Raw genomic sequence first — 17,558 nt, 5'->3', positions numbered from 1 at the left:
TTATGCTTAAAATAGAAGAACATTTTTTCAAAGCGGCACATTACTAACCGAATGAAAAAATGTCTTCTACTTATACATTCTTATCGTTATTTTTCAAATGATAATACTGGTAAGTTTGCACTAATACTGTTGTACTTTTCGGGATCAATTCCTTTTATATTCCCGTTATAACCAGTAATTGTTCTACGGTAGTTTAATAGAATTACTGGTGGATCATCACTTAATTCTTTATACAATTCTTTATAAATAGGTTTACGCTTTTCGATATCTACAGTTTCAATACCTTTTTGAATTAGCTCATCTACTTTTGCATTCTTATAACCAAGACTAGTTTCATTTGCAGTAGACAAATATTCACCAGCTGTTTCACTCGGGTCACTTGTAATCGGTGTCGAAACAGAAGCTAAATCATAATCTCCTTTGTTTACCTTAGAAAGCATCGTATTAAAGTCCATAAATTCAGGATTAAACTCTACACCTATTTCTTTATAATTCTCTTTCGCAATCGGAATTAATAAATCACTATCTTTAGCCGAACTTGGACCGAAATAAGAAAGTTTTAATTTTTGACCATCTTTTTCACGAATTCCATCCGAACCAACTTTCCACCCTGCTTCATCTAATAATTTTTTCGCTTTTTCTTTATCATATTCGTATTTATTAACTCCTTCTTCCGTATAAGCCCAAGAAGTTGGATGAATTGGTACATTGGCTACTGTACCGTATCCTTTTAACGCTGTATCAACATATTTTTTGCGGTCTAATCCGTAAATAAGTGCTTGGCGAACCTTTTTATCCTTTAAGTAAGGCTTATTATTATTCATATAAATATAACTAAATGACGGCGCTGTTTCGATTTGGATATTTGCGAATTCTAAAGCCTTAGCCTGTTCAAGAACCTCATCACCGGTACCTAAGCCAGTATGGTCAACTTCTCCTGTTTGGAATAACTGAAGCTTCGTATCACCAGAAGTAATTTTATAAATAAAGTTTTGAATTTTTGGTTTACCCGCATAATAATTTTCGTTTGCTACAAAACGAACTTCTTGACCTGGAATATACTTTTCAAATTTATATGGACCCGCAGCTAATGGCTTTCCATATAAATCTTTTAAGTAATCTAAGCTTGTATTTTGCTTATAATCTTTTCCATAATAAGCTTTTGATAGTACTGTACCTCCTAAAACAAATATAGCTTGTGAATTCACTTTTTCAGTTGTAATTTTAATTGTTTGTTGATCAACAACTTGAATACCTTCAATTGAAGTTGCTTTTCCTTCTTTATATTCTTTACCACCTTTAACGGCATATTGAGAGATATCTACTTCACCTTCATATGCCTTATCATGTAAAAGCGTCAATGTGAAAGCTACATCATCCGCCGTTAATGGCGATCCATCACTAAATTTCAAATCTTTACGTAAATGGAATGTATATGTTAACTGATCAGAAGAAACGTCCCACTTCTCAGCTAATTCTGGAATTGGTTTCCCTTGTTTATCGGTTGATACGAGAGATGCAAAAATAACTGAAGTTACGTTTCCATCCCAACCATTTTGTTGAAAGTATGGTAAAAATACGCCGCCTGGCTTACTAATACCAACTACTAACGTATCTTTTCTATTCTTCGCCTTGTCTGGCACTTTCGTTTTATCTGTCGCAGCAATCTTTTCAATTTTCACACTTTTTAAATCCTGCTGTTTAACCGGCTCTGTAGAAGCCGCATCCTCCTGTCCCCCACAAGCAGATAACACAAGCGAACTACTCAGTAATACCGAAAATACACCAGCCCATTTTTTTGTCTTTTTCTTCATTGTCCCCACCCTAACTTTTCTTTTTTTAATAATTAAACCTTATGAACTGCTTGCCTTATGTATGCCTCCCACAGCAACATTTTATAGCCAATCGGAAAAGTCGGTTTTAATCGTAAAAAAATAGATGTTTTTGAGGGGTAACAATCTTATTCCGACCTTTCCGGTAGACTTTATGGTTATTAGCTTATATCTTCAGTTATATTTTGTCAATTCTTTCTAAATAAATATTTCAAGAATTTTTTTAAAATTATTATTCTATCTTTAATTTAGGTAAACTTAATAAAACTCCGTTATAGTCACCTTCTTATAATCCTTGAATTCGTGCATGATGTGTAGACACCATTTTGCTATTATTCAAGAAGATTACAGGCGGGGCTTCGCTTAACTCTTGATATAATTTTTTATAAATTTCCTTTCGCTTTTCAATATCCAACGTTTCTAATGCTTGCTTAGCTAATTCATCTACTTTCTGATTATAATATCCATCATAATTTCGTTTACTTGTTGAAATAAACTCTTCAATCGCTCTCTTTTATTTCTTATAAAAAAATTAAAAATTCACTTCTATTCCTTCAGCATGAAACATAGAATACTAATAACCACTTACCAAAAAGGGGGCGAAAATATGGACAACCTATTCCAATACGTCCTGCACTACGTATTATTAACACTTATGATAGTCGGAGCGCTATTACTATTCCCGTTCTTCCCAAAGTTCGTCCTCTTTTTAGCTTTTTTTATCATGCTCGGGATCGCTATTATAATTTCAACGAGAGAAGATGCCACGCAAAAAGAGAGCAGAGTTCAGCGCGTAAAGCTGTAACTTTGCTCTCTTTTTGTTTTCATTCACTAGTCTCTGTTACACATATTTATCCCGCTATTTGCCGTGCAGTAAGACCCCCACCTCAAAATTCAGCGAAAGCAAAATAAGTTAGGTCAGGGTCGGGGTGCCCGTAAAAGCCCTCACTTTATCTCTCGGGAAATAATTAGCCTTTGTTTTTGTAATTACTCCTATCGAAAAACCACTAATGACATTTATTTTTCACCTTATCATTTTCATATGTTTCACAAACTATGCAAATTGAGGAAAATGGATTTATCTAAGTTACTGTTTCACGTGAAACACATCGCTTCATTTAACCTTTAAAGCAAAATATCATTATGAAAAAAGCCACTTCCTCCAGCAAAACTGAAAGGAAGTGGCTTTCTACTCATTACTCCACCATATTCTCTAATTCATTATATAAATCTGCTCGTAACAACTCTTTCTTCGTTTTTTCCTCATACAATTGTTCAAGCATTTCAACATCAACTACTTGTTCCATCTTACACTCAAGTGTATATATATCTTCTTCTACATGCATTAACTCTGTTTCGATCTCTTCAACATTCCTAGATTCTTTCTTTTTTACAGGAGCTGTTTCCACACCTTTTCTTCCTTGGTGCTTCTGCTTTGTTACTTGTTTCTCGAGCTTTTCCTCCCACTTTTGACGAGCCCATGCATAGTTCCCTGCAAACTCAAATAATTTACGCTCATCAATCCAATACGTCTTTTCAAATAACTTATTTAAAAAATAACGATCATGTGAAACAGCTAAAATCGTTCCATTATATTGTTCAAGAGCTTCCTCTAAAACTTCCCTTGATTCAATGTCGAGGTGGTTTGTCGGCTCATCTAAAATCAAAAAATTGATATCTTGATACATAAGTTGCGCAAGTCTTAACCTCATTTTTTCTCCACCACTCAGCTGCGTTACTTTCTTAAACACCGCTGGACCATAAAATAAAAACTTAGCTAATATATGTCTCGCTTCTCCCTCTGTTACAGCTACATATTCTCTAAAAGCCTCTAATACATTACTCTTCATATTTCCGTACGCATGCTGTGATAAATAACCGATTTTCACACTACTACCAATTCGAATTTCTCCCGCGTCTGGTTCTATTTCTTCTAATAATAATTTTAGTAGCGTTGTCTTTCCTGTACCATTACGACCAACGATGGCCGCACGCTCTTGAAAACGAACATGTAAATTCACTTCGTTAAATAAGGGGTGGTCAGCAAATCCTTTACTCACTTCTTTCATTACAACAACATCTTTCCCACTTCTCTCTTGGCCTTCAAACTGAAGTCCCATTTGTTTTCGCTCTAAAATAGGTTTCTTTAGTTTTTCCATGCGCTCGAGTGCACGTTCCATACTTCTCGCTCTCTTATGCAATCCTTCATTCGGAGGATTCGCCTGATTTGCCCATTCACGTAGTCGCTTAATTGCTTCTTTCATTTTCTTTATTTTCTTTTGCTGTTCTTGATAAGCTTGAAACTCCTGAAGCAACCGTTCTTCCTTTTCCTCAACGAACTGAGAATAGTTTGTATGATACACGTGAATCTCTCCATCTTCTAAATCAAAAATCTTCGTTACAACTTCATCAAGGAAATAACGATCATGTGAAATGACCATAACCGTTCCATTGTATTCTTTCAAAAATTGTTCTAACCATTCTACCGCAAATAAATCTAAATGATTGGTTGGCTCATCTAGTAAAAGTAAATCTGGTTTCTGCAACAGCATGTATGCAAGGCTGACTTTTGTTTGCTCCCCCCCACTTAACTCCAGAAATGATCGAGGAAATAGTTCTGTCACCTGTAGACCATTTGCTACCTTCATAATATTCGCTTCTATTTCATAACCACCAAGGAATGCAAACTTTTCTTGGATTACTCCGTACCTCTCCATTAATCTTTGTAAAGCAGACGATTCCTGTTCTTCCGCCATATGTTTTTCTAAAGCATGCATTTCCCTTTCTAATTCCTTTTCTATTTTAAAAGCAGAACTCAATACATCATATACAGTCATATCTTCATCAAATTTCGGAATTTGCGCCACATGACCAATACGTGTACCTTTCTTCATATGAATGGCTCCTGCATCCAAACTTTCCATTCCAGTTAGAAGCCCAAAGATTGTAGTCTTCCCACTACCGTTTCGACCAACTAATCCAACACGTTCACCGTTCTTTATTTCAAGCGATATATTTTCAAATATGATGTTTCCACCAAAAGATTTCGTTACATTATTTACACTACAAATTGTCATTTTCCGTACTCCTTTCAATATAAAAAACCATGGGAAAGAAACATTCCCCATGGTTTTCGGCATAGAAAAAGGAAGCCAAATAGCTCCCTTTTCACACGTTTATTAAAAATGGGTGAAGAGATTTCTATCGTTCAATAGCTACTATGCAATTGTTAAAAAAGGACAGACGTATCCCGTTAACAACTACATCATGAAAAATCGCACGACAAAAATAGATAAAATCTAAAAATTTGGCACGCGCAGCTAAAGAACGTTTCATCTCATTCACCTCTTTCGTACGGCATTTAATACTTACTTCTTTATTATACTTTCCCGTTTCATGTTTGAATAGTCATTTTTCTGAAAATAATGAAGATAGACTAAACATTTCAATAAGTGACATCAAATCTTACAAAACTGTTATGTTCACGTAATGGAAAGCGATAGTACGAAAAGATGCCTCCCTATACAATAAAGATGTAAAACAAGAGAGACAAACACAAGGAGGAAACAAACATAATGAAAGAAATCGTAAAAGCAATCTTTGAGGTATTAGTGAACGGACAAGCAGTTGTAAAAGAACTAAATGAACTATAAAAAGGAGTGAAGAAATATGATGAACATGGTGAAAATGATTTTACACGCTTTAGTCGATGCAAAAGCAGTTAGCCAAGAATTAAACCAACAATAAAAAGGGGTATATGAATATGAAGAAAGCCATTATTATAATTGCAAGCACAGCAATTACTTTATACACAATAAAAAATAGAAAAAAGAAAAATAATGAAAATGTTCTATATTATCCATACACACTATTAGAGAAAAAATAAAAGACAAGGTACCCTATCGTAATGAGGATATCTTGTCTTTTATTTTTTCCATATTGTCTTTAGAGGATTTCCTTCTCCTTTTCCCGAATGTATTAAGCGGGATTTTTACACATATTTTAAAGGGGCATATATACAAATGGATACACAACAACTATATTTTTTAAACGATATCGGTAAACAAAAACCAGAAAGTATTCGGAATAGAAGCGCTGCATGTCCATTTTGCGATAAAGAACATTTAACGGATATTTTAGCAACTGATGGTTCTATTATTTGGTTAAAAAATAAATTTCCTACATTACAAGATACATTTCAAACGGTGCTGATTGAAACGGATAATTGCGAAGATCATATCGCAACATATACAGAAGAACATATGCGAAAATTAATGCAATTTTCTATTCAACATTGGTTACACTTACAGAAGAACGAAGAATTTGCATCTGTAATTTTATACAAAAATCACGGTCCATTTTCAGGTGGAAGTTTGCATCATGCACACATGCAAATTATCGGAATGAAATATGTAAATTATCTTGAAAATATTGAAGAAGAAAATTTCCAAGGGGTAATTGTTCAAAAAAATGAACGCATTGAACTTAATATTTCAGAGCGTCCCATTATTGGCTTCACTGAATTCAATATAATCATTGATAATATTTCATATATAGATGAAATGGCAAATTACATTCAGCAAACTGTACGTTACATACTGATAGATTTCCATAAAGGATGCAGTAGTTATAACTTATTCTTCTATTACTTAAATGGAAAAATCATTTGTAAAGTTGTACCTAGATTTGTCGTTTCACCATTGTATGTAGGATATAAAATACCGCAAGTTTCTACAAAACTAGAAGAGGTGAAAATACAACTCACGCAGTATTTCACGAAAGAAAAGGATGAAATTATTCATAAAAAAACAGAGTAGGTATAGAAAACCTACTCTGTTACCCCGCATTAACGAGCAGTAAAACTTCCACCTCAAAATCCGGAAAACGCTAGAATTTAGGCGGAAGATTAACTGCTCGTAAAAGCCCGATTGGTGAAGACTAATAATCAGCGGGGGATGAACAGACTCCCCCACTGATTAAAGTTTCACTTTATTACACCTTTATTTCGATAGTACACATCTTCTAGTCCGATGTTATACTTCATGTTATTATCCGTCCACTCTGGCCCTAAATTCCCTGGCCATCCAGATGTATTCGCTATATATTTCAGTAATGCAAAATCAGTCAAACCTTTTTGCACCCCACGCTTATATCCTTTCATTAAATGCGGCATTGCAATTTGCGCATTTGTACGTGGATCTTTCAGCTCATCATCAGTTAAATGTTCTGGTGCAAGCCCGCCGCCGCGGTGTAGTTGAAACAATCCAAATGAAGTTCCATTATCTCCAACACTTCTTGGATTTAATCGACTTTCATGCTCGGCAATTGCAAGAGGTATCCATTCCGGAAGATTTACTTTCTTCGCTTCCTCTATAATGATTTGTTTCATCTGTTTTGCTTCTTCTGAATCAACATAGCTTGTTCCATTCACTAGCTTATCCATTCCTTCAGACTTTCCTTGGAAATATAAATATACTCCAAGAACAACTAAAAATCCTACAAAGAATTTCTTCACTACCTCTACCTCTTTCTCCGCTGAAATTTGTCCCCTTTCAGCCTTCCCTTTACAATTACCTACATTCTATTACTCTTTTATCATAGCAAATAACTATACGTATTATCATCATGCTTTAGACCGATTTTGTGAAAAAACAGCTGGTAAATACGTGCAAAAATGTAACTTTCATAGACTATAACGCATTTATTGTATATAATTGTAAACTGAACTCTATATATAGAATAGGAGCGTACAAAATGAAAAAATGCCTAACACTCTTGTTCAGCATTTTACTACTCATCCCTACCTACACCTCTGCACAAACATCATCAAAACCAAAAGTACTTGTTTTGTATAGTACACAAGACGATAAAGTTTCAAATAATGTTCAAATCCTTAATACTCAATTAGGACATTTTACAAATGATATAACCGTAAAAAACTTAAAAGAAGCAACTTCAATTAATAACGTATCCTCCTATACACATATTGTTTATATCGGTCAAACAAAAGAAGCGTTTTCTGATGAAACGAAACAATTTCTAGAAAACTTCTCCGGCCCTGTATTAGTATTAGGACAAAATGTTGAACAATTATCTAAGCGTTTTTCTTTCATTACATTGAAGAGTGACGATATACGAGTTAATAAAATTGAATATCCAGAAAAGAAGCTAAAAAATACCTTAGAAGAGGAACGATTAATTCAATCATTTGATACGAATGGAACTGTGCTTGCTAACGCTTTAAGCTCAAATAACACTAACCCACTAATCGTTCAGCATGAAATATCTTATTATGTTGCAACACCTAACCTCTTTGATTGGATGTCTCATTACGTCGGTGAAATGTTATTTTCTTATTTCAGCCAAAAACCAACGAAAAATAAAGTTGAAGCTTATTTACGTCTTGAGGATGTTCACCCAGCAGCAGATATAAATCAATTGAAAGAAATTGCTAAATTACTAAAAGAGAAAAAGATGCCTTACATGATTACTGTTATTCCGGTATATAAAGATCCAGATACAGGAAAGATAATACATTTAAAAGATAAACCAGAACTAGTTGATCTTTTACGCTCTATGCAAGATGATGGTGCAGCAATTATTATGCATGGTTATACACACCAATTTTATGATAGTGAAACTGGGGAAGGTTTTGAATTTTGGGACGTAAAGACAGATCAACCAATTCGCCAACCGAAACATGAAAAACCAAAAACAAAAGATGCCTTCCCTAATATAGAAGCATATAATGCATACGTAAAAAAAGGGGAAGAATTTGAAGAAAAATATACAACTGAGCATATTGAAAAAGGCATTCAAGAACTTGTAGATGCTAAACTATATCCCGTCGCATTTGAAGCACCCCATTACACGATGTCTCAGAAGGGGTATGAAATATTATCAAGGTACTTTTCAACTTATGTAGGACAACTACAGTTAAATGATACAACTTGGAAATCCATGCACTCACCATATTATACAAGTACTCCTTCATTTTTACATGGAATGAAACTATTGCCTGAAACAGTCGGATTTATTGAAGAAGATACGCCACAAACTATTGCTAAAATGAAAGAACGTGCTCTATCTGTTTCTAAATTATCCGATGGGATTATTGGGGCATTTTATCATCCTTACTTAGGTGTGAAACCATTACAAGAAGTGTTAAAAGCTCTAGAAAGTATTCCAAATATAGAATGGATTGATTTACAAAAGGAAAAGAATGAAGTAAAAATGAAAGATATTCATATTACGACGAATAAAGACGGCATTCACGTTGAAAAACCAACCAGTGCGAATGACATAATTGATTATATAAAGCAATATGGCTTCTTCCTTATACTGGGGTTCGTTATCATTGTCTTTCTTTTATTATTAAAACGTGCGAAGAAATTAGAATCCTAATACAAAACCACCGAGCGGAACGCTTGGTGGTTTTTTGTCATATATCAAACCGTGGCATTTTATTAAATACATTCAATTTTCACTTTTTCCGTTATATGATTAAAACTATAATTCTCCTATCCTTTCAAATAAAATCGACTTGTATTTTCATATATTGTTTTTGCGACCTTATCAATGGATATGTTTTGTATAGAACTAATTTCCTTTAATACATCTCGAATCATTCTCGGGTGCGTCATAACATCGTCTTGAAATTCCCACGGTCCATCTGTTTCTACCATCATATATTCAAGCGGATAATACGAAACAATTTTTCTAATCTTCTCCTTATGTAAAACATCCGGTGTAATCGAAATATAATAACCATTCTTCATCATCCGTTTCATTGTTTCATCACTTCCTTTAAACCAATGGAAATGTGCACGTGAAACTTTATATTTCTCTAGCAAATCACATACAGTGTCAGCATCTTCATAAACTGCGTGTAATATAATCGGCAAATTATACTTACTAGCTAGTTCTATAAATTTTTTCAATACAGCTATGTATGGATCTACAGCAATGCTTTCATCTTCTTTCCTCAAATAATAGGGCAAACCTACTTCACCAATCGCAACAATTTCCTCTGCGTTCTGTTCAATAAGTTTATAAATCTGTTCACACTCTTCTTTATGAATCTGTTGCTCTGGATGAAACCCTATCGCTGGATATATAAAGGGATACTTCTTCGCTAAAGATAACGTTTCCTTACAAGATTGATAATTCATAGATACAGCAATAAGCCCCTTTATTTCATTACTATTTTCCACCTCTTTCAGTAATCTGTTCTTCTCTTCATCCTTATATTGATCAACATGTATATGACTATCAATCCATTTCATCTTTATGCCCCCATAAAAAAAAACAAGAAAGGACTTCCTTTCTTGTTTTAGCATCTATATTATTTAACAATTAAGTTTGTTATGATATCAAATAATCCAATACACACTACGGCAACAGTAAAGTAGCTACAGAAATCTTTAATTGGTAACTTCACTACTTCTTCTTTACGCATCCCATTTTTCTCCCTTCTTACTAGATCCCTAATTATTTTTCTATCTGTATCTATTATGCAAAAAATATGACAAATTTACTATCGAATTAACTTACGTAAACCTTACAATGTTGTAAGGTTTAAAAAAGGATCCTCATCTTTATTCAGATGAGGATTATTAAAAATTAGTTGGTTTTTCATTCTTCATTACAAACAGAAAGTAATACATTAAGACTTTCTAGTTACACTATATGAAAATTACTATCTTTTAACTATCGAATTACATTACAGAAGACTTACATGTTTGTAAGTTATGTGTAATGTAATTCGATAGTTTCCCTTACTTATATTTCGTACAATAAAGTTAGAAAGTAAGCCAAATAAGAAGAACACTCAAATAACCAAATTGCATTGCTAGTAGCTACTCTTCTTATACCTTTCAACCACGCTACTACAATGTACCCCCTTCCCCTTTATATAATAAAAAAGCCTTAGTCTATATGGACTAAGGCTTTTTTATTAACTCCTAAAATACCCTTACCTGGTATTTTTATTTTCGACAAAAAATAGCTGGGGGTATATTTTACTATCTCATCGTTAAAAGTTTACTCTTCGCATTTATAGGAATATTTGCAACCTCAATCTCTTCAATCGATTCACCGTAACGTCCTTTTGCAAAAACCTTTAATGCTTCATCTCTCTTTAACATATGCTTAACCGTTTTCTTTATTTTCTGCTCTCTACCACGTTCATCGAATGCAATAAATTCATATTCATACCACTCATCACCAATATGCTGACCAATTGTATTCACAACCGTATAGTATTCTTTCGTCTTATAAAATGGATTATATTTATCGATAACCGGTCCAAGTTTCGTAGGCAGTAACATTACTACTATCACTATCATCGCTATTATAGTAGTGATCATTTTTTTCTTCATAATAAACATTCCTCCTCTGCAGGATATATATACATCCATTTTAAAAAGGGGGAATAAAATCTACTATTGAATCTCATTACATTACACTTACATTTTTGTAAGAATTAAAAAAGGTGAACGAATTTACTCGTTCACCTTTTAGCTTGCTTTAAAGCCACCGCCAAGTACATCACGTACATCATGTATAACAACGAAAGCATCTTCATCTACCCGGCTAATAACTTGTTTTAACTTAACAAGCTCTTGTTTATTAATAACAACATATAAAACTTCTTTATTTTTACCAGTATATCCGCCGCGCCCTTCTAATACAGTAACACCGCGTGTCATATTTTTCGTAATAGCTTCACGAATTAAATCTGGTTGATTCGAAATAATCGTAACAGCCGTTTTTGTATCCATTCCTTCTACAATGAAATCAATCACCTTCGCTCCGATGAACACAGCTACAAGTGTATACATTGCCTTTTCTTGCCCTATTATAAATACAGAACCAGCAATTACAACAATATCAATAATTAGTACGCCTTTACCTACGCTCCAACCTAAATATTGATTTGCTAACCGAGCTAAGATTGCTGACCCTCCCGATGTACCTCCGGCTTTGAACATACAGCCTAATCCAATACCCACAAATAAACCAGCAAATAAAGCTGCTAATAATGTATCACTATTTACATGATACTCAATATGTTCTGTAACGTATAAAAACAAAGATGTTTCTACAATCCCTAAAATTGTATAAATCATTGTTTTCTTATCAAAAAATTTATAACCAATAGCTAGTAAAATTGCATTTATAGCAAAATTCACAATCCCTGGTGACCAATCAAATAAGTAGTACGTAACAACCGTTAAACCAATAATTCCACCTTCCGATAAACGGTTTGGAATTGCAAAGTAATTAATACCAATTGCGAATAATAATGAACCAATTGTAATTAGTGTTATTTCCTTTATACGTTGATTAACCATAGTTCATACCCTCCCCCCATTTGACATTGTATCACTATCTCCTAGAGGTTTAGAAGTGGTTTTTATTCCGCATTTTCCCTCTTAAAAATTGAAATATTATGTTTAAACAGAGGGTTGATTAATTATTCATATTTGCTCTAACTGCACGGACAAATTGCTCCACATTCCCTTTCTGAATATACTTAGCGCGAATGGTTTCATGATTACAAGTAAACTCAAAGTACGGATGAAAATCTATGCTATCTATATGCAAATATGAGTACTCTTTAAATGTTGAAGGATAGTAAGGAAATTTCCCGTAAAACAGGAGGCGTCTAGTAGTGGCAACAAAAATTCCATGTTGATAACATAACATGAAATTATCCTTCTCAAAGATCCCTACCACAAAAACCAAAATCTTTTCATCATCATCTACATACTTTTTCATACTCGATAAAAGTTCATTCATGCATATTCCTCCAAATTCTATTCACTGCTTTAACACTTGAAAAGAATCCATGGATATTACAGACCGGTTTAACTCCTTTATAAAGTATGAAACGCGTTTCCTGTCAAAGATATTTCAAAAAAATAATCCGTTATGCGATTATACACATAACGGATTAAGATTAAACTGTAGAGCGTTCCACAAGTTCGTATGGAATTTCCAGCTTTTCTTGTTTAGAACTCTCGTCATTCACTTTTCTATGCAACATTTCAAAAGCAGTTTTCCCTATCTCCTTTAAATTTTGATCAATAGTTGTCAATTGTAACACTTGCGAGATAGGTTGATTATCAAAGCCAATAATCGCTAAATCCTCAGGAACTTGAATCCCTAATTTTTCAACCTCTGTCATAACCCCAATCGCAACTTCATCACCTGCTACTATTAATGCTCCAGGAAGATCCTGCATCTCTTTTAACTTATGAGCCACTTTTACACCATCTTCTAGTGTAAAACATTCTGTAAAAATCCATTCTTCGTTAACCTCTTCATCTATAGATTGCAATTGCTGTTTATAAACATCAAAACGCTTTTGACTACTCGGCCCTAATTTTCTTCCCGTACAATAGCCAATTTTTTTATAACCTTTCTCAATCAAATAATCCATTCCTAATTGAAAGGCCGCTGAATGATTCGTATATACACTTGAGATGTTTGAAATATCATTGTCTTCACAAGCAATTATTGCGCCGTAAGAAGCATACGGTTCTATCGTTTCCCAATCATTTGCACGTGAACAAATAATAAGACCATCCAATTGTTTTGTTTTTAACATATGTAAACTTTTCATTTCTTCTTTTTTATTATAATTCGTTTGGCAAAGTAGCACCCTGTAATTATGCGCTAACGCAGTCTCCATCATTCCGCTCACCATCGCATCAAAACACGGATGATTAATATACGGTAAAATCACACCAACAATATTCGTTTTTCCTTTTGATAAATGAACAGCATTTGCATTTTGCGAGTAATTCAATTTCTCAACTATCTCTATAACCGCTTTCCTTTTTTCTTCACTTACATATGGGTGATCATTCAACACTCTCGAAACAGTCGTAACTGAAACTCCCGCCATCTTTGCAATATCTTTAATATTAGCCATACACTCACCTCTACCTTTAAGTTAATGAATCTCATGAACATATGTCAAATCTTCTTATCATTACACCTTCATTCGTTTCTCTTACAAAAGTGTAATTTTTCTGTAAGCTAATTCGATAGTGAATTTCCGCAACATTTCATACAATTAAGTCAGAGACAAGGTAACAACTATTCGAAAAGGAGCGGATTAATATGATGAACAAAATGAAAACGAACAATTTCTTACATACAATGGGCATGGTATTTTCCGCCCTTATCGACGCAAAAGCTGTTGCTTCTACATTAAACAAGTAAGGAGAATATATTATGAATAACATCACTTTTAACAAATTAGATTTTTTAGGACTAGCTAGTGGCTCGCTTCTTCTTACTGCTTTTATTTACACCGCTACGCTTGTATAACTTTGTGTCCCCTTTCCCCTTTATTATAAATAGTAATAGAAAAGACGACCGTCTATGCCCGGTCGTCTTTTCTTATTTTTGATTTGATTGCAAAGCTTCTTTTAACTCCTCAAACTTCTCATTTAATTGATCTGTCATCATTTTCATAGCGGTTTTTCGATCTATTTGTTCTCCACCCTCAATTTGAATTGGATCTCCAAAAATCAATTGTGCCTTTTTCCCCTTTATTAATTCTTTTACACTTGATGGACCAACATAAGCTGCTGGTACTAACGGAACATTAGAACGCATCGCAATTGTCACAGCACCCGCTTTTAATGAAACATCTTCCGCTGATCTCGTTCCACTTGGAAAAATCCCTACTACCTTTCCTTCTTTTAATAAACGTGATGGAATTTTAAGTGTACTCGGTCCCGGATTCGCGCGATCTACAGGGAATGCATTTACATTTTTAAAGAACCAATTTTTGAATTTCCCTTCAAATAATTCTTTTTTTGCCATGTAATGAATTTGAGTTGGGTACATCCCTGTAGCTAACATTAATACATCCATAAAACTTGTATGTGTACACGCAACAACATACGGACCACCTTCTGGTAGCTTTTCTCTTCCTTGCACTTCTACTTTCCCAGCTGTTTTAAATATATATTTCAACAAAAATGTAATTGGTTTATACATTTATTTCGTTCCTTTCTAAACATCCGAAGTATAATCATATTCTTACAACAATTATAACACTAAGTTTTAGGAGTTGGTAATAAAAATAAGTATGAATTGTTAAATTTCAATTCTTACAAAAGTGTAATTTTCTTGTAAGCTAATTCGATAGTTACTTCTCACTATATTTCATACAATTAAGTCAGAAACAGGGCAACAACTATTCGAAAAGGAGTCGATTGATATGATGAACAAAATGAAAACGAACAATTTCTTAAATACAATGGGCATGGTATTATCGGCTCTTTTCGATGCAAAAGCTGTTGCTTCTGCATTAAACAAGTAAGGAGAATGTATTATGAATAACATTACTTTTAACAAATTAGATTTTTTAGGATTAGCTAGCGGCTCTCTTCTTCTTACTGCTTTTATTTACGCTGCTACGCTTGTATAACTTTGTGTCCCCTTTCCCCTTTATATAGAAAAAGACGACCGTCTATGCCCGGTCGTCTTTTTAATTTTTTCTTTCTTTCAATTCTTTTAAAAGCTGTATCAGCTCAGCTTGTTGTTTTATCTTTTTACGACCATTTCGATTAATTGCTGCAAGCTCACAGGCAACTCCGACGGCGAAGAAAAACAATAAACTTTCTAACATGTAAAATCCTCCATTTGCCTATTAAACAGCTTGACGTAATTGTTCTTCTTGTAAAACTCTCTTATTTATATTTTCTTCTTTTCTCTGGCAAACGTTATTGCCAATAAGCGCTGTAATAACAAGTACAGTCCCTATAATATCAAACATTGTGATCTGATACCCTTGCATCATCATAATAACTAAAGTCGTAATTGGTACAAAATTAATAAATAAAATCCCATTAATGGATGATAAAATTTTCACACCGTAGTTCCAAGCAAGTAGCGCTACTATACCTGGCAATGTCATCATAAATAACAAATCATACTTCACAATAGAAATCGTTCCCATACTAGGAACTGAAACATATCCAAGCGACGTAATAATTACCGTTATAATTCCTGTAACAGTCGTACCGAATACACACGTCAACGTAGAATAACGTAATGTTGACCAATCACTACACGTTTGACCACCCATCGTATAAATAACCCAGCCTACAACACCAATAAATATAAATGCTAATGAGAACATATTATCTTTCAATGTTACAAAGAAACTCATGTCACCTTTTGTAATAACAAACACAGCTCCTACAAAAGCAATAACCATACTCGTTATCATATACTTCTTCGGTTTTATATGCTTATATCCCCATAAAATACAAATAGAAATCATCGGCATAAGTGATTCCATAATGGAAGCTACCATTACACCCGACTTACCCATCAACATTTGCCCTAAAAATATGAGGACATTATATACTGTAAATGCCATCGTTCCAAAAAAGACGAGTAACTTTCCTCTTCCCTCTAAACGAAATGCCTGTTTTCCTTCTTTCATTAACAACAATACAATCAGCATTATCGCCACTGCTCCATAGCGAATAAGCGAAAAATAAAATGGATCTATGTATTCTAGCGCATGATCAGCAACTGGAAACATCGCTCCCCATGACATACTCGCAATTAAACACGCTAAAGCCCCTATTATCATTTGACCTCTTCTCACCGCAATCCCCCGTTTCTTTCTATTTGCACAAAGAGAATTGTAAAAGAAAAAATATATCACGTAAAATGATTCAAAATGATGTTAACTATCATTTATAATGATAGTTAACATCAAGGGGGATTACAAAATGGAATTACGAGACTTACAAATCTTTAAAAGCGTTGCCGATCAGGGTAGTGTAAGTAGCGCAGCAAAGGAATTAAATTATGTACAATCAAATGTAACTGCACGTATTAAACAACTAGAAAACGAATTAAAAACCCCACTCTTTTACCGCCATAAACGAGGAATGACTTTAACAGCTGAAGGAAGAAAAATGCTCGTTTATGTTAGTAAAATTTTGCAAGATGTCGACGAACTAAAACAAGTATTTTTAGATAGCGAAACACCCTCCGGTATATTAAAAATCGGTACAGTCGAAACAGTAAGTACACTGCCTACCATTTTATCTTCTTACTATAAAAGCTATCCGAATGTCGATTTATCATTACAAGCGGGTCTAACAGAAGAATTAATTAGAGAAGTACTAGATCATCAATTGGATGGCGCCTTTATATCAGGTCCTATTAAACATCCACTAATCGAACAATACGATGTTAGTACAGAGAAATTAATGCTTATAACACAAAATAAAGCCTTTCATATAGAAGAATTTACAACAACTCCTCTACTCGTTTTTAACCAAGGATGTGGATACCGCTCCAAACTAGAACGTTGGCTTAAAGATGAAGGTTTGCTACCAAAAAAAATTATGGAATTCAATATATTAGAGACAATATTAAACAGCGTTGCACTCGGCCTCGGAATTACACTCGTACCACAGTCTGCTGTCCATCATCTTTCTAAAGCAGGTAAGGTACATTGTCATGCAATCCCTGAAAAATACGGCAGTATTTCAACGGTTTTCATACGCCGTAAAGATAGCTATATGACGAATTCAATGCGTAGTTTTTTAAAAACAATTGAAGAACATCATCATATCAATATGCTATGAAAGACATTCTTACACGAATGTCTTTTTTTCTTACAAAAGTGTAAGTCTTTCGTAAGCTAATTCGATAGTTGCAAGTAGACATATTTCC

At 33.9% G+C, this 17,558-nt stretch carries 19 protein-coding genes and 1 pseudogene; 7 read left to right on the top strand and 13 right to left on the bottom strand.

The window, feature by feature from the left end; genetic code table 11:
- Positions 1-86: 86 nt before the first annotated feature.
- Both NST27_RS01210 and NST27_RS01205 read right to left on the bottom strand, forming a co-directional pair.
- A complete protein-coding gene (locus NST27_RS01210; RefSeq protein ID WP_000730665.1) occupies positions 87-1,814 on the bottom strand; it encodes an ABC transporter substrate-binding protein in 1,728 nt (575 codons plus the stop codon).
- A 304-nt stretch (positions 1,815-2,118) separates the two neighbouring features.
- Positions 2,119-2,337, bottom strand: a pseudogene (locus NST27_RS01205) (ABC transporter substrate-binding protein); the annotation flags it as partial.
- A gap of 102 nt (positions 2,338-2,439) precedes the next feature.
- Here NST27_RS01205 and NST27_RS01200 point away from each other — a divergent pair.
- Complete coding sequence (locus NST27_RS01200; RefSeq protein WP_000369263.1) at positions 2,440-2,637, top strand: hypothetical protein; 198 nt, start codon at positions 2,440-2,442, stop codon at positions 2,635-2,637.
- A 391-nt stretch (positions 2,638-3,028) separates the two neighbouring features.
- Here the strand turns inward: NST27_RS01200 and abc-f are convergent, their stop codons facing one another.
- Together abc-f and NST27_RS01190 are read right to left on the bottom strand one after the other, a co-directional pair.
- Positions 3,029-4,909, bottom strand: coding sequence for a ribosomal protection-like ABC-F family protein (gene abc-f / locus NST27_RS01195; RefSeq protein WP_000150888.1), 1,881 nt, complete (start codon positions 4,907-4,909; stop codon positions 3,029-3,031).
- A 124-nt stretch (positions 4,910-5,033) separates the two neighbouring features.
- On the bottom strand, positions 5,034-5,168 hold the full coding sequence (locus tag NST27_RS01190) for an RAxF-45 family protein (RefSeq protein ID WP_000830642.1): 135 nt from the start codon (positions 5,166-5,168) through the stop codon (positions 5,034-5,036).
- Between the two features lie 421 nt (positions 5,169-5,589).
- Between NST27_RS01190 and NST27_RS01185 the strand changes: the two genes are divergently transcribed.
- Positions 5,590-5,718 carry a hypothetical protein gene (locus NST27_RS01185; RefSeq protein ID WP_001998915.1) on the top strand — a complete coding sequence of 43 codons (129 nt, stop codon included), beginning with the start codon at positions 5,590-5,592 and terminating at the stop codon, positions 5,716-5,718.
- Positions 5,719-5,854: 136 nt separating this feature from the next.
- Positions 5,855-6,649 (top strand): DUF4931 domain-containing protein, encoded by a 795-nt coding sequence (locus tag NST27_RS01180; RefSeq protein WP_001987642.1) that lies wholly within the window; start codon positions 5,855-5,857, stop codon positions 6,647-6,649.
- A 167-nt stretch (positions 6,650-6,816) separates the two neighbouring features.
- On the opposite strand, the gene NST27_RS01175 is transcribed toward NST27_RS01180, so the two are convergent.
- Positions 6,817-7,347: a transglycosylase SLT domain-containing protein gene (locus NST27_RS01175; RefSeq protein ID WP_000713248.1), complete on the bottom strand. Its 531-nt coding sequence runs from the start codon at positions 7,345-7,347 to the stop codon at positions 6,817-6,819.
- Positions 7,348-7,586: 239 nt separating this feature from the next.
- Between NST27_RS01175 and NST27_RS01170 the strand changes: the two genes are divergently transcribed.
- Entirely contained in the window at positions 7,587-9,236 is a 1,650-nt protein-coding gene (locus NST27_RS01170) for a DUF2334 domain-containing protein (protein ID WP_047385513.1), read from the top strand.
- 116 nt (positions 9,237-9,352) lie between these two features.
- Here the strand turns inward: NST27_RS01170 and NST27_RS01165 are convergent, their stop codons facing one another.
- From NST27_RS01165 to NST27_RS01145, 5 genes are all read right to left on the bottom strand, one after another.
- Positions 9,353-10,117: a TatD family hydrolase gene (locus NST27_RS01165; RefSeq protein ID WP_000871063.1), complete on the bottom strand. Its 765-nt coding sequence runs from the start codon at positions 10,115-10,117 to the stop codon at positions 9,353-9,355.
- A gap of 738 nt (positions 10,118-10,855) precedes the next feature.
- Complete coding sequence (locus NST27_RS01160) at positions 10,856-11,212, bottom strand: YxeA family protein (protein WP_000728422.1); 357 nt, start codon at positions 11,210-11,212, stop codon at positions 10,856-10,858.
- A gap of 138 nt (positions 11,213-11,350) precedes the next feature.
- Positions 11,351-12,187, bottom strand: a complete 837-nt coding sequence (locus tag NST27_RS01155; protein ID WP_000248040.1) for a YitT family protein — start codon at positions 12,185-12,187, stop codon at positions 11,351-11,353.
- 118 nt (positions 12,188-12,305) lie between these two features.
- Positions 12,306-12,635, bottom strand: coding sequence for a PH domain-containing protein (locus NST27_RS01150; protein WP_001004250.1), 330 nt, complete (start codon positions 12,633-12,635; stop codon positions 12,306-12,308).
- 160 nt (positions 12,636-12,795) lie between these two features.
- Complete coding sequence (locus tag NST27_RS01145) at positions 12,796-13,773, bottom strand: LacI family DNA-binding transcriptional regulator (RefSeq protein ID WP_001273906.1); 978 nt, start codon at positions 13,771-13,773, stop codon at positions 12,796-12,798.
- A gap of 305 nt (positions 13,774-14,078) precedes the next feature.
- Between NST27_RS01145 and NST27_RS01140 the strand changes: the two genes are divergently transcribed.
- Complete coding sequence (locus NST27_RS01140; protein ID WP_001060008.1) at positions 14,079-14,174, top strand: DUF3948 family protein; 96 nt, start codon at positions 14,079-14,081, stop codon at positions 14,172-14,174.
- A 72-nt stretch (positions 14,175-14,246) separates the two neighbouring features.
- Here the strand turns inward: NST27_RS01140 and NST27_RS01135 are convergent, their stop codons facing one another.
- On the bottom strand, positions 14,247-14,852 hold the full coding sequence (locus NST27_RS01135; RefSeq protein WP_000277779.1) for a lysophospholipid acyltransferase family protein: 606 nt from the start codon (positions 14,850-14,852) through the stop codon (positions 14,247-14,249).
- Between the two features lie 337 nt (positions 14,853-15,189).
- On the opposite strand from NST27_RS01135, the gene NST27_RS01130 reads away from it, so the two are divergent.
- Positions 15,190-15,285: a DUF3948 family protein gene (locus NST27_RS01130; protein WP_001060007.1), complete on the top strand. Its 96-nt coding sequence runs from the start codon at positions 15,190-15,192 to the stop codon at positions 15,283-15,285.
- 60 nt (positions 15,286-15,345) lie between these two features.
- Here NST27_RS01130 and NST27_RS01125 read toward each other — a convergent pair whose 3' ends face one another.
- Positions 15,346-15,486: a YrzO family protein gene (locus tag NST27_RS01125; protein WP_000894065.1), complete on the bottom strand. Its 141-nt coding sequence runs from the start codon at positions 15,484-15,486 to the stop codon at positions 15,346-15,348.
- 21 nt (positions 15,487-15,507) lie between these two features.
- On the bottom strand, positions 15,508-16,476 hold the full coding sequence (locus NST27_RS01120) for a DMT family transporter (protein WP_047385509.1): 969 nt from the start codon (positions 16,474-16,476) through the stop codon (positions 15,508-15,510).
- A 127-nt stretch (positions 16,477-16,603) separates the two neighbouring features.
- On the opposite strand from NST27_RS01120, the gene NST27_RS01115 reads away from it, so the two are divergent.
- Positions 16,604-17,470 (top strand): LysR family transcriptional regulator, encoded by an 867-nt coding sequence (locus NST27_RS01115; RefSeq protein ID WP_061661951.1) that lies wholly within the window; start codon positions 16,604-16,606, stop codon positions 17,468-17,470.
- Positions 17,471-17,558 lie beyond the last annotated feature (88 nt).

Source organism: Bacillus sp. FSL W8-0770 (assembly GCF_038008705.1).
GTDB classification, from domain to species: Bacteria; Bacillota; Bacilli; order Bacillales; family Bacillaceae_G; genus Bacillus_A; species Bacillus_A cereus.
Note: the sequence above shows the minus strand (reverse complement) of the source record. Positions and strands in the feature narration are given on the sequence as shown.

Bases quoted from the DNA above. Each gene is read 5' to 3' on its own strand.
- NST27_RS01160 (WP_000728422.1), bottom strand. From the start codon at position 11,212: ATGAAGAAAAAAATGATCACTACTATAATAGCGATGATAGTGATAGTA.
- abc-f (WP_000150888.1), bottom strand. From the start codon at position 4,909: ATGACAATTTGTAGTGTAAATAATGTAACGAAATCTTTTGGTGGAAAC.
- NST27_RS01125 (WP_000894065.1), bottom strand. From the start codon at position 15,486: ATGTTAGAAAGTTTATTGTTTTTCTTCGCCGTCGGAGTTGCCTGTGAG.
- NST27_RS01190 (WP_000830642.1), bottom strand. From the start codon at position 5,168: ATGAAACGTTCTTTAGCTGCGCGTGCCAAATTTTTAGATTTTATCTAT.
- NST27_RS01200 (WP_000369263.1), top strand. From the start codon at position 2,440: ATGGACAACCTATTCCAATACGTCCTGCACTACGTATTATTAACACTT.
- NST27_RS01115 (WP_061661951.1), top strand. From the start codon at position 16,604: ATGGAATTACGAGACTTACAAATCTTTAAAAGCGTTGCCGATCAGGGT.
- NST27_RS01140 (WP_001060008.1), top strand. From the start codon at position 14,079: ATGAATAACATCACTTTTAACAAATTAGATTTTTTAGGACTAGCTAGT.
- NST27_RS01130 (WP_001060007.1), top strand. From the start codon at position 15,190: ATGAATAACATTACTTTTAACAAATTAGATTTTTTAGGATTAGCTAGC.
- NST27_RS01155 (WP_000248040.1), bottom strand. From the start codon at position 12,187: ATGGTTAATCAACGTATAAAGGAAATAACACTAATTACAATTGGTTCA.
- NST27_RS01145 (WP_001273906.1), bottom strand. From the start codon at position 13,773: ATGGCTAATATTAAAGATATTGCAAAGATGGCGGGAGTTTCAGTTACG.
- NST27_RS01185 (WP_001998915.1), top strand. From the start codon at position 5,590: ATGAATATGAAGAAAGCCATTATTATAATTGCAAGCACAGCAATTACT.
- NST27_RS01170 (WP_047385513.1), top strand. From the start codon at position 7,587: ATGAAAAAATGCCTAACACTCTTGTTCAGCATTTTACTACTCATCCCT.
- NST27_RS01210 (WP_000730665.1), bottom strand. From the start codon at position 1,814: ATGAAGAAAAAGACAAAAAAATGGGCTGGTGTATTTTCGGTATTACTG.
- NST27_RS01135 (WP_000277779.1), bottom strand. From the start codon at position 14,852: ATGTATAAACCAATTACATTTTTGTTGAAATATATATTTAAAACAGCT.
- NST27_RS01150 (WP_001004250.1), bottom strand. From the start codon at position 12,635: ATGAATGAACTTTTATCGAGTATGAAAAAGTATGTAGATGATGATGAA.
- NST27_RS01165 (WP_000871063.1), bottom strand. From the start codon at position 10,117: ATGAAATGGATTGATAGTCATATACATGTTGATCAATATAAGGATGAA.
- NST27_RS01180 (WP_001987642.1), top strand. From the start codon at position 5,855: ATGGATACACAACAACTATATTTTTTAAACGATATCGGTAAACAAAAA.